Source organism: Kribbella sp. NPDC051586, from assembly GCF_044453965.1.
Lineage (GTDB): Bacteria > Actinomycetota > Actinomycetes > Propionibacteriales > Kribbellaceae > Kribbella.
Genome location: NZ_JBITDF010000002.1, coordinates 1470981 through 1485085, shown reverse-complemented (window position 1 = coordinate 1485085; position 14105 = coordinate 1470981). Strand labels below are relative to the sequence as shown.

The 14105-nt window shown below is 67.7% G+C and carries 11 protein-coding genes; 8 read left to right on the top strand and 3 right to left on the bottom strand.

The genetic code is table 11. The features are described from left to right. Positions 1 to 2: 2 nt before the first annotated feature. Positions 3 to 431 (top strand): OsmC family protein, encoded by a 429-nt coding sequence (locus ACIA58_RS17405; protein WP_396404664.1) that lies wholly within the window; start codon positions 3 to 5, stop codon positions 429 to 431. A 65-nt stretch (positions 432 to 496) separates the two neighbouring features. Here the strand turns inward: ACIA58_RS17405 and ACIA58_RS17400 are convergent, their stop codons facing one another. Then, positions 497 to 1492: a chitinase gene (locus ACIA58_RS17400; RefSeq protein ID WP_396404663.1), complete on the bottom strand. Its 996-nt coding sequence runs from the start codon at positions 1490 to 1492 to the stop codon at positions 497 to 499. Positions 1493 to 1547: 55 nt separating this feature from the next. After that, complete coding sequence (locus ACIA58_RS17395; protein ID WP_396404662.1) at positions 1548 to 7325, bottom strand: glycoside hydrolase family 88 protein; 5778 nt, start codon at positions 7323 to 7325, stop codon at positions 1548 to 1550. Between the two features lie 141 nt (positions 7326 to 7466). On the opposite strand from ACIA58_RS17395, the gene ACIA58_RS17390 reads away from it, so the two are divergent. Next, positions 7467 to 8168 (top strand): GNAT family N-acetyltransferase, encoded by a 702-nt coding sequence (locus tag ACIA58_RS17390; protein ID WP_396404661.1) that lies wholly within the window; start codon positions 7467 to 7469, stop codon positions 8166 to 8168. On the opposite strand, the gene ACIA58_RS17385 is transcribed toward ACIA58_RS17390, so the two are convergent. Beyond that, positions 8116 to 8907 carry a mechanosensitive ion channel family protein gene (locus tag ACIA58_RS17385; RefSeq protein ID WP_396404660.1) on the bottom strand — a complete coding sequence of 264 codons (792 nt, stop codon included), beginning with the start codon at positions 8905 to 8907 and terminating at the stop codon, positions 8116 to 8118. The genes ACIA58_RS17390 and ACIA58_RS17385 overlap by 53 nt on opposite strands. A gap of 44 nt (positions 8908 to 8951) precedes the next feature. On the opposite strand from ACIA58_RS17385, the gene ACIA58_RS17380 reads away from it, so the two are divergent. From ACIA58_RS17380 to ACIA58_RS17355, 6 genes are all read left to right on the top strand, one after another. Beyond that, on the top strand, positions 8952 to 9956 hold the full coding sequence (locus tag ACIA58_RS17380; RefSeq protein WP_396404659.1) for a hypothetical protein: 1005 nt from the start codon (positions 8952 to 8954) through the stop codon (positions 9954 to 9956). 52 nt (positions 9957 to 10008) lie between these two features. Next, a complete protein-coding gene (gene malQ, locus ACIA58_RS17375; RefSeq protein WP_396404658.1) occupies positions 10009 to 12126 on the top strand; it encodes a 4-alpha-glucanotransferase in 2118 nt (705 codons plus the stop codon). 197 nt (positions 12127 to 12323) lie between these two features. Further along, a complete protein-coding gene (locus ACIA58_RS17370; RefSeq protein WP_396404657.1) occupies positions 12324 to 12767 on the top strand; it encodes a lytic polysaccharide monooxygenase in 444 nt (147 codons plus the stop codon). 78 nt (positions 12768 to 12845) lie between these two features. Further along, complete coding sequence (locus tag ACIA58_RS17365) at positions 12846 to 13349, top strand: hypothetical protein (protein ID WP_396404656.1); 504 nt, start codon at positions 12846 to 12848, stop codon at positions 13347 to 13349. A 77-nt stretch (positions 13350 to 13426) separates the two neighbouring features. Further along, positions 13427 to 13717, top strand: coding sequence for a hypothetical protein (locus ACIA58_RS17360; protein ID WP_328998045.1), 291 nt, complete (start codon positions 13427 to 13429; stop codon positions 13715 to 13717). After that, entirely contained in the window at positions 13704 to 14105 is a 402-nt protein-coding gene (locus tag ACIA58_RS17355) for a DUF5130 family protein (RefSeq protein WP_396404655.1), read from the top strand. The genes ACIA58_RS17360 and ACIA58_RS17355 overlap by 14 nt, the downstream gene beginning before the upstream one ends.

Here is a 14105-nt window from a genome sequence, read left to right as displayed (position 1 = left end):
GCATGGCTACCACTCGTACGGCCAAGGCCCACTGGGAAGGCTCGCTGATGGAGGGGGCCGGCCAGGTCGCTCTCGAGTCCTCCGGTGTCGGCACCTACGACGTCACCTGGGCCTCCCGCGCGAACGACGCCAACGGCAGGACCAGCCCGGAAGAGCTGATCGCCGCCGCGCACTCCACCTGCTTCTCGATGGCCCTGTCGCACGCACTGGCCGGTGCGGGTCACCCGCCGGCGTCGATCGACACCCAGGCCGACGTGACCTTCCAGCCGGGTGAGGGCATCACCGGCATCAAGCTGTCGGTCAACGGCAACGTCCCCGGCCTGACCGCCGACGAGTTCGCCGAGTACGCCGAGGGCGCGAAGAAGAACTGCCCGGTCTCCCAGGCGCTGTCCGCCGTCCCGATCACGCTGGACGTCACCTTCACCGCATGACGTACCGGAACGCCCGGCGAGCCAGTTGCTCGCCGGGCGTTCCGTCGTTTCAGCCGTGGAACCGATCAGCCGTGGAACTGGGCGACGACCTTGGTGAAGTCGTAGGCGTTCTGCGAGATCCCGCTGCACGAGTCACCGTCGTTGTTGCTGCCTCCACACTTCCGGTCCCGGTTCACCGACCAGAACGTGAAGCGGGCCAGGTGGTGCTGCTGCGCGTAGGCGAGCATCGTCTTGAAGTCCTGCAGGCGGACCGTCTCGCCGTCGTCGGTCTTGCCGTTCATCGACGAGATACCCATGTGCCGGTACGCCGTGTCGTCGGAGTACCCGTACGCCGTCTTCAGCTTGCCCTTGAGGCCCTCCTCGGCCTTCTGGGTCAGCGTCGCCATGTTGGTCGAGCCGCCGCCGAAGTCGAACGGCATCAGCACCCAGCCGTCGTTGGCCAGCCCCGCCTTCGCGGCCCGGTTGATCAGGTCGACACCTGAGGAGTCCGGGCCGGTCTGGTCGGTGCCCATCGTGATGTAGGTCTTGATCCCGGAGTTCTTGGACTTGACGGTCTTGAGCGCGTCGACGACCCGCTGCCGGGCGGCGGAGCTGTGGAACTCGGTGTCCTCGATGTCGATGTCGATCGCCTTGAGCTTGTAGGCGTCGATCACCTTCTGGTAGGCGCCGGCCAGCGCCGAGGCGGAGGTGCACTTCTCGCCGAGCTTGTTGCCCGACCAGCCGCCGAACGACGGGATGATGTCGCCGCCCGCGGCCCGGATGTTGTTGATCGCGGTCTGGTCCGAGCCGCCGGTCAGGGCGCGGTCGCCGTCCCACTTCGGGTTGCAGCCGCCGTCGGACAGGATGAATGCGAGCGTGAACCACTTGTTGCCGGCGGCCTTCATCACGTCGGCCGGCTTCTGCGGGTTACCCCAGCCGAGGTACTCGTACGGCGCGGCGCCGATGCTGGCCGGGTCCGCCTGGACCTGCTGGGTGCTCGCCTGCGCGGCGAGGGCCGCGCCGAGCACCAACGTGCCGGCGGCGACCGTCGCGGCCGCGGCCTTGAACATCCGTGAACGCATCTCGAAACTCCGATCCTGGGGCGGGAGGTGAAGAGTTAGGAAAGTTTCCTATCGATTAGCGGGCAGGGTCAATATCCGCGGCCGATGTTTTTCTGAGCTGCTCGTTCATGATCAGGAAGGCGCCGAGGCCGTGGAAGTCGTTCGTGGCCCGCTCACGGCCGACGTAGTACTTGTAGTCGCCGACGTTGGTCCCGATCGAAATGCCGGTCAGGTTCGTGCGGCCGTCAGAGCCGAGGCTGAGCTTGGACAGGACGCCTTGGTAGCCCTTGGCGGCGACCGCTTGGTACGAGCTGTCGACGTACCCGCGTTCGACGGCGCGGGAGATGACGAACGTGTACATCGACGAGCAGGAGGTTTCGGTCCAGTTGTCGGACCGGCTGCCTTTGTCGACCACCTGGAACCACCTCCCGGTGGCCGGGTCCTGGTACTGCGCGTACGCCGCCACCAGCTTCCGCAGTACGTCGATCAGCTCGGCCCGCTGCGGCTGATTCGCCGGTACGACGTCCAGCACGTCGATGGTCGCCATTCCGAACCAGCCCTCCGCGCGGCACCACACCTCGGGTGACTGCCCGGTCTTGGGATCGGCCCAGGACTGCGCGCGGGACTCGTCGTACGCGTGCCGGAGCAGGCCGTTCGGCTGCTGGAGGTGGCTGGCGTAGACGAGCAGCTGGTTGACGGTCTCCTTGTCCGTGTACGCCGCGTCGCCGAACTCATGACCGTACTCCGCGAGGAAGGGGTCCACCATGAACACGCCGTCACCCCAGAGCTGATGCTGACGACTGGTCGCGTGCCAGAAGCCCTGGTCGGCAGTACGGGGGTAGGTGTTGAGCCGTTTGCGGATCTTGGTCGCTGCGACCTCGTAGCGGTGGTCGCCGGTCTCGTGGTGCAGCACGACGAGCAGCCGGCCGGCGAGTATGCTGTCGAGACTGCTGAAGCTGTTGTCGATGTTCCCGGACTTGTCGACGAAGCGGTCGACCCAGGACTTGAGGTAGCTCAGGTACTTGGGGTCGTGGGTGCGTTGGTAGACCAGATACTGGCCGTAGAGGTACAGCCCGACCGGGTAGGACCAGCCGCCGATGGTGCTGGGCTTGTAGCGGGCCATGGTCGAGTCGGCCATCCGCACCGACCAGTCCGTCGCCGCCAGCGGTTCCGGGTCCACGGCGACGTCCAGGTAGTCCAGGTTGGGTGCGCCGTTGGCTGTGGTCGCGGTGACGCGGATGGTGTTGGTGCCTGCGCGCAGGTTTGCAGTGGTGTGGATTGTTCGCCACAGGGTCCATGCGCCGGTTGACGGGATGGCGACGTTCTTCGCGACCACTGTGCCGTTGACAGCGACGTCGATCGCTCGGTTGGCGGTCGTTCCGTTGGCGTGGTCGAAGACGAGCGTGGCGGGTCCAGCGGCGTTGCGGTCGACCGTCCACTCGACGAAGCTGCCGGTCTGGTTGGGCGTGTTGACGAAGCCGGCTCCCGAGTACCCGGAGTGGTCCTTGTCGATTGTGCTGCCCGGCGAGAGCGTTGCGGCCTCGGCTTCGTAGCGCGTCGTCGTACCTGCTCTCGCCACTCGATAGAGGACCGTCCCGTGCGCCGGCACCGAAGCGCTGATCTGACCACTAGTTGCTCGAGTTGCCTTGCTCCACAGGTCTTTGAGCGAATAGGAGGCCGATCCACCGAGGCCGAGTGCTTCCGCGGTCGTGCTGATCGTTGCCGTCGACCCAGTCTCGTTGGAGAGGGCTACGGCTCGGTCCCCGTTCGCCAGAGTCTTTGCGTAGACGACCAGACCGTTCGACGAGCTCACCACGGTGGCCTGGCGGCCGAGGCGGTCCTGGTCGACCGCGATGACGTCCGGGTTGGTCAGGATGTCGAACGTCTCGGCCGACGCCTTGCGCAGGTCGGTGCCGATCAGCAATGGCGCCGACATCATCGCCCACAGGCTGAAGTGCGTACGGTACTCAGTTGCCGTCATCCCGCCGTTGCCGACCTCCAGCATGTCCGGGTCGTTCCAATGCCCCGGACCGGCGTACTGGCTCAGCACGCGGTCGGCCTGCGCCTTGCCGATCATGCTGCCCCAGTTGTCGCTGATGTCGCCGGTGGTGCGCCACAGGTTGCCGACGTCCGCAGCCCATTGCCAGACCTTCGGCGGTCCAGTGCGGCCCCACTCGCAGATGGAGTACGTGATCGGTCGTCCAGCGGCGAGCAGTGCGTCGCGCATCGCCGTGTACCGCTGCTGCGCGTCGACACCCTGGTTGTTGCAGTTGTCGTACTTCAGGTAGTCGACACCCCGCGACGCGAACAGGCCGGCGTCCTGCTTCTCGTGGCCGAGTCCACCGGGAAAGCCGTTCTTGTCGCACGTCTTGGTCCCCGCGCTGGTGTAGAGCCCGAACTTCAGCCCCTTGCCGTGCACGTAGTCCGCGAGGCTCTTGATGCCGTGCGGGAACCGGTCCGGGTCGGGCACGAGATTGCCCTGTGCGTTGCGCTGCGGGAGCGCCCAGCAGTCGTCGATGTTGACGTACTGGTACCCGGCGTCCTTGAGACCGCGGCTGACGAACAGGTCCGCGATGCTCTTGATCATCGCCTCGTTGAACGCCGAGGTGCACTTGGTCGAGTTCCAGTTGTTGAAGCCCATCGGCGGCGTCCGCGCCTGCCCGTTCTCGAGGTCCAGCCGGCAGTTGCTGGTCGAGTCGGTCGCCTTGATCCGCAGCGAACCACCGCTCACGCAGTACCCGTTGACGGACTGCAAGCCCAGGTCGTACGGACTCGAGCTGCCGCGCTGCGCGGTGAAGCCGCTCAGTCCGACGGTTGCTGCGTCGTTGGCGATGACAGCCGGCCGCCCGTCGTCCTTGGCGAAGCGGACCGAGCTGTCGGTGAAGTGAACGCCATCCACCTGGTGCAGATACCAGCCGTACGACGGCCGGGTGCCGATGCTGTTCGGGTTGTAGTCCTTCGGGTCGTTGCTCGGTACGCCGGTCCCCATCGTCGCGCTGCCACCCGGCACAGTGAGCTGCACGTTGTCGAAGCCGATGTTGCTGATCTTGTCCTCACCCCAGAGCGTCGGGCTGTACGCCGTACCCCTCGCACCGTCGTACGTGCCGGTGACGTTCTGGTAGGTGATGTCGTGGATCGAGCCGACCCCTGGACTGTCGCCGCAGCGTTTGCGGGTGCCGACCTTCTGCATGATCGGACTGCGGGTGCCCGACATGGTGATGTCGCGGTAGTGCACGTCTGAGATGTTGCTGCCGTCCATCGAGACGATGCCGAGGCCGGACTTGCCGGCGCCGGTGATCTTGATCCGCTCGAACGCGTAGTCGGTGAAGTCGCCACAGGTCTCCGAGCCGAACATCAGCGCGTTGCAGCAACCTGCTGAGAGCTGGCTGTCGGAGACCCGTACGTGCCCGTTGTCGATCGTCCGGCCCAACGCCCAGTCGCTCTTGAAGACCAGTGCGTCGTCGTTCGCCGCGATGTTCGCGTGGGTGACCGTGACGTTCCTGGCGTTGATGACGTTCCAGCCGTCGCGGTTGTCGGCGGTCTCGATCCGCAGGCCGTCCGAGCTGATGTTGTCGCAGCCGTTGGTCAGCATCGCGAAGTGGCCGCCGCGGCGCAGCCGGATGCCGTCGACGCGCAGACCGTCGCAGCGCGTCAGCGAGATGATCTTGTCGGCCTGACCCGACTTCGGGTTGCCGGTGATGAGGTGACCGCCGCCGTCGATGGTGCCCGAGCCCGTGAACGCGATGCCGGTGAGCTGGTCGCCCCACAACATCGCGTCGTGGAAGTGACTGTGGCCGTAGTCCTGGTACTTGTCGTTCGGATTCGGTTCGGCCTTGTCGTAGGTGTTGTTGCTCGCCCCGAGGATCGTCGCGCCGGAGTCGAGCTGGTACGTGAGGTGGCCCTTCAGATGGATCGAGTTGGCGCTCTTGTACGTGCCCGCCGGGAACCGCACAGTGCTCCCGGGCGCTGCCGCTGCGATCGCCTTGTTGATGGCCGAGCTGTCGTTGGCTTTGCCGTCGCCCTTCGCGCCGTAGTCCTTCACGTTGACGTCGAGAGCCTCAGCCAGGGTGGTTGCCGGCCGGGCGTACGACGTACCGATCCAGGCCTCGTCGATCCGTAGCCGCTTGTAGCGCGTCGGGTCGCTCGAGGCCGCGTAGGTGTTGACGACCTCGAGGCGGACGTGGCGGGTGGTGGTCGCGGGCAGGTCGAGGTAGACGACGGCGCGGCGGCTGGGGAGGGTGCCGGTCTTGATCGGCGAGCCCCAGTTCTTCCCATCGGCGCTGACGTAGACGCGATAGCTCTTGATGCGGGCCGACTGCTCACTGGCGGATCGCGCGTACGCGACCGAGTCCTCACGTTGGTTCAGGCCGATGAACCGCACCGGCTTCGACGAGCCGAGGTCGAAGTCCAGCGAGACCGGCGTGGTCTTGTTGCTGTCCCAGTAGGTCAGGTAGTTGCCGTCAGCCGCCGAAGCCGGGTTGGTGCCGGTAGTGGCGCTCATCGTGTACGACGACGCGGGCAGGATCCCCTCGCGCCCGGCGGTCTCGACCTTGAAGACTGTGTCGTACGGGTCCCAGCTGGTCAGGCCGGTGAGGGTGAGGATGCCGTTGGCCTGCGAGCGGGCGATCGCCTTGCCGGTCCGCAGGTCGGTCACCGCACCAATGCGATAGCCGTTGTCGCGGATCCGCAGAGTGCTCGTGGTCGGCTTCGCGAGCACGTGGATGTACTGCTCGTCCGGATCGGTCCGGCTGACGGTCGTGACGCCGTACGCGCCGTCGTTCCAGGCGCCAGGCTTCAGGCCGCCGTACAGGTAGCCGCCGCCCTCGGTGCCGTGGAGCGATGGCCAGATCGGCTGCAGGTATTTGTCAAAAAGGTTGTTGAAATCCTCCTGGTGGGACGGGAACCGGCCGTCGACCATCGCCGTCTCGGCCATCAGCGACTTGATCGACGATCCGGCGTTCGCGACGTACCGGCCGATGGTGAGCCGGGTGTCCACGGTCGGGTTCGAGCCGTCGTACCACCAGGCGCCCTTCGACGGCAGCTTGAAATCGGCCTCGATCAGCCGCGGCGCCGCGGTGTAGACCGCCTGCGGGTAGTCGTAGTCCGGGGACATGCCGGTCTTCTGCTCGTTGCTGATCATGTCCATGATCGGCGTGTCCTCGTTGTTGTTGCTGAGCGTGTAGTCCGGCCGGTCGTGGCGGATCTTGTCGTACAGCCCGTGGCTCTCCCAGTAGGCGTTGTCGTTGTCGATCCAGAAGCCACCGAGGTCGGGGTACCGCTGCATCACCTCGACGAAGTTGTCGTAGCTGAACTCGCCGAACCCGTCGCGCGTGCTCAGATCGACGTTGTGGCCCTTGTACTTCGAGTACGCCGCCGAGTCGAGCCAGTCCTTGCCGGACGGCAGGCCGTCGTTGTGCCATTGCGGATCGTCGGTCATGTAGAGGACGACCTTGAGTCCCTGGGCCTTCGCGGCGTCGATCGTCTCGCGGAGGAGATCGCGGTTGGTGTGGCAGCTGCCCGGGATCTTGGACGGCCACGGCCGCGCGTACCCGAGCCGGCTGTGGAAGGTGGCTAGGACCAGGTACTGCGTGTGCAGCTTCTGCGCCTCACGGACCCAGTACGCCGGGTCCCAGCCGCCGGCCTTGACGGCGTTCTCCCACGCGCTGCAACTGGTGTAGCCGGGGGAGGATCGCATCCCCCAGTGGAGGAACAGGCCGCCGGTCGACTCGCGGAGGAACTGCTGCCGTGGGTGCTGCAGCTCGGCCTGGGCCGGCTGGGCACTGAAGAGGGTGCCCAGCAGGACGAGGGGGAGGAGTGCCGCCAGACAGCGGCGCAGGACGGATCGTGCACGCATCTCGAGCTCCAAACCTGGGGGCGGTCAGAGTTGGGCTTGTTTTGGTTAGGAAGGTTTCCTAACGGTTCGCTCGATCATTACGCCCCGGTCGCGATGCGTCAACAGCCGAAATCTGTCGGTGGTCGCTTGCAGACTGCTCGCATGCCCGACGATCTCGCCTTGCTCGACAACCACCTCGCCTTCCTCGCGGCCCACCGAGGAGAGGTACGCCGCTCCGCCGAGTCGATCCAGGTAGTCGGCGAATCGGACGAGTTCTCCGCGTGGATCCCGCTGTCGTCGACTGCTGAGCTCCCTGTCGACACCTCCACGGTCCGGCTGGTCCCGTGGAGCGGGACGGGGTGGCAGGAGCGGCTGGTCGCGGCCGGGTTCGAGGCGGCCGAGGTCCTGGTGCACATGGAGGCGTCGGCCGGGTCGGTGGAAGGGGATCCGATCGCGGCGATCGACTCGGAGGCGGACGCGGCCGGGTTCGCCGAGGTGCAGAGCGCGGCCTTCCTCCAGGTCGGGGAGCCGGACTACGACTGGTGGCAGAAGATGTTCGTCGAGCGAGCCCTGCAGAACTACCGCGCGCCCGACCAGTCGCTCTACCTGCTCCGCGTGGATGGTGAGCCCGCGTCGAGCACGCTGGTGTTGCGGGCCGCATCGGTCGTCGGCGTCTACGCAGTCGCGACCAAACCGCAGTACCGCGGGCGTGGGCTGGCGACGACGCTGCTGGCGCAGGCTCGGCGGGACGCCGCCGGCGGGCGGGTCACGCTGCAGGTGGTCGAGGGGTCGGCCGCGGAGCGGCTCTATCTCAAGCTTGGGTTTCGTCCTGCGTTCCGCTCGCCACATTTTCGTCGGCCTTAGTGGCTTCCTCTTCCTTCTCGGTGCCGGAGCCGACGCCGGAGGAGGCTTCGCTGTTCGGGTCGCGGTTGGTGAGGTTGCCGATCCGGACCACCTCGCCGTTGCGGACGTACCAGGTGGTGCCGTCGTCGCCGCGCAGGGTGGTGATCCGCAGGCCGACCGCGACCACGGTCCCGGTCGCCTTCTCCATGTCGATCAGGTCGCCGACGCCGTACTGGTCCTCGAAGATCATGAACACGCCGGCCAGGAAGTCCTTCACGAGCGTCTGCGCGCCGAAGCCGAGCGCCACGCCGATGATGCTCGCGGACGCGATCACCGGCAGGATGTTGAAGCCGAGCTCGGCCAGCACCATCACCACGAGTACGGCGGTCAGCACGATCGTGACCGTGCTGGTCAGCAGCGACGCGATGGTCTCCGCGCGCTGGGCCCGGCGTTCGTTGGCGAGGGTGTTCTCGACGAACTCCTGGCCGCGCTTGGACTTGGCCAGCACGCCCGCCACCGCGCCGTTGCCGGTCCGGCGGGCGAACCGCCGGATGACCTTGTGCAGCACCCAGCGGAGCACGAGGAAACCGATGATCAGTCCCGCGATCCGGGCAGGGACGACCACGATCTGGTCGGTCACCTCGAGTTTGCCGTCGTTGCCGGTGCGGAAGAACGTCGGAAACGCGTCCGGGGGCGACAACAAGCGCGAAAACAGGGGGTGACTGAACGGGGACAGAAGGTAGCTGGTCAGAATAGGCATCTCGCCGCCTGATCTTAGTAAGGCTGACAAGGAGACGGAAAAGCATGTCGAGCCGGCTGGATGACGAGCTGTCCAGGCTCGTGAGCGCTGGTGTGCTGCGCCAGTACCAGGCCGACTCGATCCGCGACGCCGCCGACGCCGAGATCGACGCGGCGCTGGCCGACCCCGGCCGCCCCCTTCCGCAATCGGGGGCCAAGGCGCCCGAGCCGGCCAAGCCGAAGGCGCCGCCCGTCGAGCCGCACCCCAACGCCCTGGTCGAAGTGCTCGGCTACATCGGCGGTGCGCTGCTGCTCGGCGCGGTCGCGCTCCTGACCTTGGCGAACTGGGGCGAAATGGGTCGCGCGGCCCGGGTGAGCACCGGTACGACGGCGGCGATCGTGCTGCTCGGCGCGGCCGTCGTGCTCGCGCTGCTGCGCCGCCATGAGCAGCTGAGCTCGGCGCTCGCGTCGCTCGGGTGTTGCGTGGCCGGATTCGCGACGTACGTGGCCGTCGAAGGCGAGGCCGGCCGGGTCGTCGGGGTGGCGGTCGCGCTGGCGCTGGCGGTGGTCGGGTTGTGGTGGCTGGACGGCTCGTCGTTGCTGGTGGCAACGTTCGGGATCCTGGCGGTCGGTGTGTTGGTGATCACGGCAGATGTCCTCACTCCGGACACCGGCTCGGCGGCGAACAGCGCAGGCATCGCCGGGACCGGGTTCATCGTCGTCGCCTTCGTGTTCGCGATGCTCGGCCTGGTGCGTGACCAGGTGACGTCCTGGTCACTGGCCGGAGCCGCGATGTTCAGCTCGTCGATCTGCTGGCTGGTGCAGGAGCGCGGCGAGATCATGGCGCTGGCGGTCGGTACGGCGGGGCCGGCGGCGTTGCTGGTCGCGTACGGTCGCACCCGGCGTTCGGCGTACGCCGTGGTGGGCTGCGCGATCCTCCTGGTCATCTGGCCCACGTCGCTGTATCAGCTGACCGACAACATGGCCGGTGTGGCGATCGGACTGGTCGTGGCCAGCGGCGTGCTCCTGCTGGCGGTGCTGATGCTGAGCAGACGGCGCTCGAACGAGTAACGCGGCGCGCGCCGTTACGCGTTGGTGCGGTGGATGCGGCAGACTCCCTGGGGTGACAGCTCCCACTGCGGCCCTTGTCGAGCTAGCGGTTGCCCATGGCGTGGCAACGGAGTACTGGAACTGGCAGGGCGAGCATGTGGTCGTCTCGAGCGAGGTCGTGGCCGACGTGCTCGCTGCGCTCGGTGTGGACGCATCCACGCCGGACAAGGCGGCGCTTGCGCTGGCTGAGCACCAGGAGGCGCGCTGGCGTCGTACTCTGCCGGCCACTGTGGTGATGCGGGAGGGGTGGACGCCGTGGTTCGCGGTACACCTGCCACACGGGTCGGCCGCGGAGGTATGGGTCGACCTCGAGGACGGCGGGCAGCGACGCGACATCCCGCAGCAGGACCACTGGGTCGAGCCGGAGTGGGTCGACGGCGTACAGGTCGGCGAGGCGACGTTCCAGCTGCCAGGGGACCTGCCGCTCGGGTACCACCGGCTGTGCGCGCGGATCGGGACCAATCCGGAGATCTCGGTCAGCACGCTGATCGTCACGCCGCGGAAGCTCCAGCCGGAGAAGCTCCGCCGTACCTGGGGCTGGGTGCTGCAGCTGTACTCCGTTCGCTCGCGGCGGTCCTGGGGAGTCGGTGACCTGCACGACCTGGGTGACCTGGCGGCGTGGTCCGCGCACGATCTGGGCGCCGGGTTCGTGCTGGTGAATCCGTTGCACGCGGCAGAGCTGGCCGGACGCATGGAGCCCTCGCCGTACCTGCCGGCGTCGCGGCGGTTCAGCAATCCGATCTACCTGCGGATCGAGGACATCGACGAGTACGGCGACCTCGCGCCGGCCGAGCGGGACCGGGTCCGGACGCTGGCGCTGCAGGCGCGGGCGCTCAGCGAGGACGTGACCGCGCTGGACCGGGACACGGTGTGGGCAGCCAAGCGCGAGGCGCTGCAGCTGCTGTTCCGGGTCCAGCCGTCGGTCGGACGGATCGCGGAGTACGGCGCGTACTGCGACCGGGAGAGCCAGGGACTGATCGACTTCGCTACCTGGGCCGCGATCGCGGACGTGCACGGGCCGGAGTGGAGCAAGTGGCCGGAGGAGTTGCAGGAGCCGGCGTCACCGGCTGTTGTTGCCTTCCGCAACGAGAACCCGGACGCGGTCGAGTTCCACTGCTGGCTGCAGTGGCAGCTGGACGAGCAGCTTGCCCGGACGCAGGCCCGGGCCAAGTCGGCAGGGATGTCGCTGGGCGTCGTACACGACCTCGCGGTCGGCGTGCACCCGGACGGTGCGGACGCGTGGGCGCTGCAGAGCGTGCTGGCGCCGAACATCCACGTCGGTGCGCCGCCGGACGCGTTCAACCAGCAGGGACAGGACTGGTCGCAGCCGCCGTGGCGGCCCAATGCGCTGGCCGAGACCGGGTACGCCGCCTGGCGGGACCTGGTGCGTGCGGTGATGCGGCACGGCGGCGGACTGCGGATCGACCACATCCTCGGCATGTTCCGGCTGTGGTGGGTGACGTCGCCGGAGCGGCCGACCGAGGGGACCTACGTGCGGTACGACCACGAGGCGCTGGTCGGGATCCTCGTGCTGGAGGCCCAGCGCGCCGGCGCGACCGTCATCGGCGAGGACCTCGGGACGGTCGAGCCGTGGGTGCGTGACTACCTGACCGAGCGCGGCATCCTGGGTACGTCGGTGCTGTGGTTCGAGCGGGACGCCGACGGCAAGCCGCTCGCGCCGGAGCGGTGGCGGGAGCTGTGCCTGGCCACTGTGACCACCCACGACCTGCCGCCGACGGCTGGGTACCTGGCGGGCGACCATGTGGAGCTGCGTCACCGCCTCGGTCTGCTGACTCGTCCGGTCGCGGAGGAGCTCGCTGTCGACGAGGCGGACCGCGACGCGTGGCTCGGTGCACTGCGCGATCGTCATCTGCTCAGCGACACAGATGGCGATGTCGAGCGGATCGTGGAGGCGCTGCACCAGTACGTCGCGCACACGCCGGCGAAGCTGGTTGGTGTCGCGCTGACGGATGCGGTCGGCGAACGCCGTACCCAGAACCAGCCAGGCACCACCGACGAGTACCCGAACTGGCGCATCCCGCTGGGCGGCCCCGAGGGCGAGCCCGTCCTGGTCGAGGACCTGCCCAACAACCATCGCCTGCGCCGCCTCATCGGTGCCTTGAACATCTGAACCCACCCCCCACCCCCCACCCCCACCCCCCGCAGCCCGCAGCCCGCCTGGCAGTTCAGGCAGTCGCCCTGGCCGCCGTTTGCGTGGTTAACCCCTGAGATTGCCCGTTCGCCGCCTGTATGCCGGGGGTGAAGGGGCCATGTAAGGGGTTAACCCCTTACATGGCGGGCGGGGGGAGTGTCGCGGGGGGAGCGGGGGTGGGGAGCGCGGATGGTGTTAAGGAGATTCGAGGGTCCGAAGGGCTTTCCCCGGAGGGTCCCGCGGACGGGACGCTCTGCTCGGCAGGACTCCCGCAGTTCGCCGAGCTCGACGATCAGCGCGGTGGAGCGTGGCCGGCCACCCAGTTGCAGGGTGGTCAGGCGTTCACGTTCACGTGGCATCTGACCGCGGCGCACTCGACCACCGACTTCAAGTACTACATGACCAAGCAGGGCTGGGATCCGAGCCGGCCGCTGACCAGGTCCGCGCTGGACCTCGATCCGTTCCTCACCGTCACGATGAACGGCGGGCGTCCGGCGACCGACGTGTCCCATCCGGGCACGATCCCGACCGGCCGGACCGGACGGCACCTGATCCTCGCGGTCTGGACGATCGCCGACACCGGCAACGCCTTCTACCAGTGCTCGGATGTTAATTTCTAATTCAATCTGACGTTTCGCCAATATCTTTCCTGGGAAGTGCACTCCTTGAATAACCGCCCCATATTCAAGGAGTGCCCCATGAAGTCATTGCTCCGTCGCGTCGTCGTCCCGATCGTCGCCGTCCTCGTCGGCCTGCTGCCCGGCGTGGTCGCGGTCGAGCAGGCGTCGGCCCTGACCAAGATGACGCACGCGCAGGCGACCGCGATCTTCTCGGCCGCCGGGATCACGTGGTCGTCCAGCGGCAACTGCTCCAACCGCAACAACTCCACCTGCACGTCGTTCGACCAGATCAACGACAGCACCGTGTACGGCGTCCGCACGCTCAAGCAGGCCAGCGGGTGCGCGATCCGGATCACCGGTGGGACCGAGACCGGCCACGCCAGCGGCACCTACAGCCACTGGAACGGGTACAAGGTCGACATCGCCATCACGACCTGTGTGACCAACTACGTCCACAACAACTTCACCCGCATCGCCGACCGCGGCGACGGCTACCCCCAGTGGCGCTCCGGCGCCGGCAACATCTACGCGAACGAGGGCAGCCACTGGGACGTGACGTACTACAACTGCGGCGGCTGCTGAACTGCTGCTAGGCCTTCGGCCGCCCCGGGGTGAGGCCCTGGGGCGGCCGTCGGCCGGCGGGTACTAGGCTTCGGGGCGTGATACCTCAACTGTCCGGGCACTCCCTGCTGGTGTTCGTCGGGATCCCTGTCCTGGTTGTCGCGGTGCTGGCGCTGCTGGTGTTCGCGTCCTCGATCGCGAACGGGCCGCGGTACCGCCCGGGGCTGTCCTGGTGGGCCCCGCCGGTCTGGATCAACGGACCGACGGCGACCAAACCGGACCCGGCCAACCTGCCCGAGCTGCCTGAGCTGACCAGCGCGCCGGGTGCCACCGCGACGGCCGGCACCGGCGTCGCCCGCACGACCGGAGGCGCAAGTGCCAGCTGGTGACGCATTCACCCCTGACCAGCTCTACGACATCGAGAGGGCGGTCCGGCACGCCGAGGAGGTCTCCGGCCTGCACTTCTCCGTGTACGTCGGCGGCGCGGACTCCGAGACCCGCCCCTTCGCCCTCGAGCTGCTGAACGAGCTGGACGACCCGGACAGCACCATCCTGGTGTACGTCGACCCGGCCGGTCGTCGTCTCGAGATCGTCACCGGCCCGCTGGCCAAGCGGCAGCTGTCGGACACCGCCGCCGGTCTGGCCGCGCTGACCATGCAGACTTCGTTCGCCACCGGTGACCTGACCGGTGGTCTGGTCACCGGCGTACAGCAGCTGGGGGCGCACGCTCACCAGCCGCCGCTGCTGCACGCCAACAACGAGCCGCACAAGCTGTAG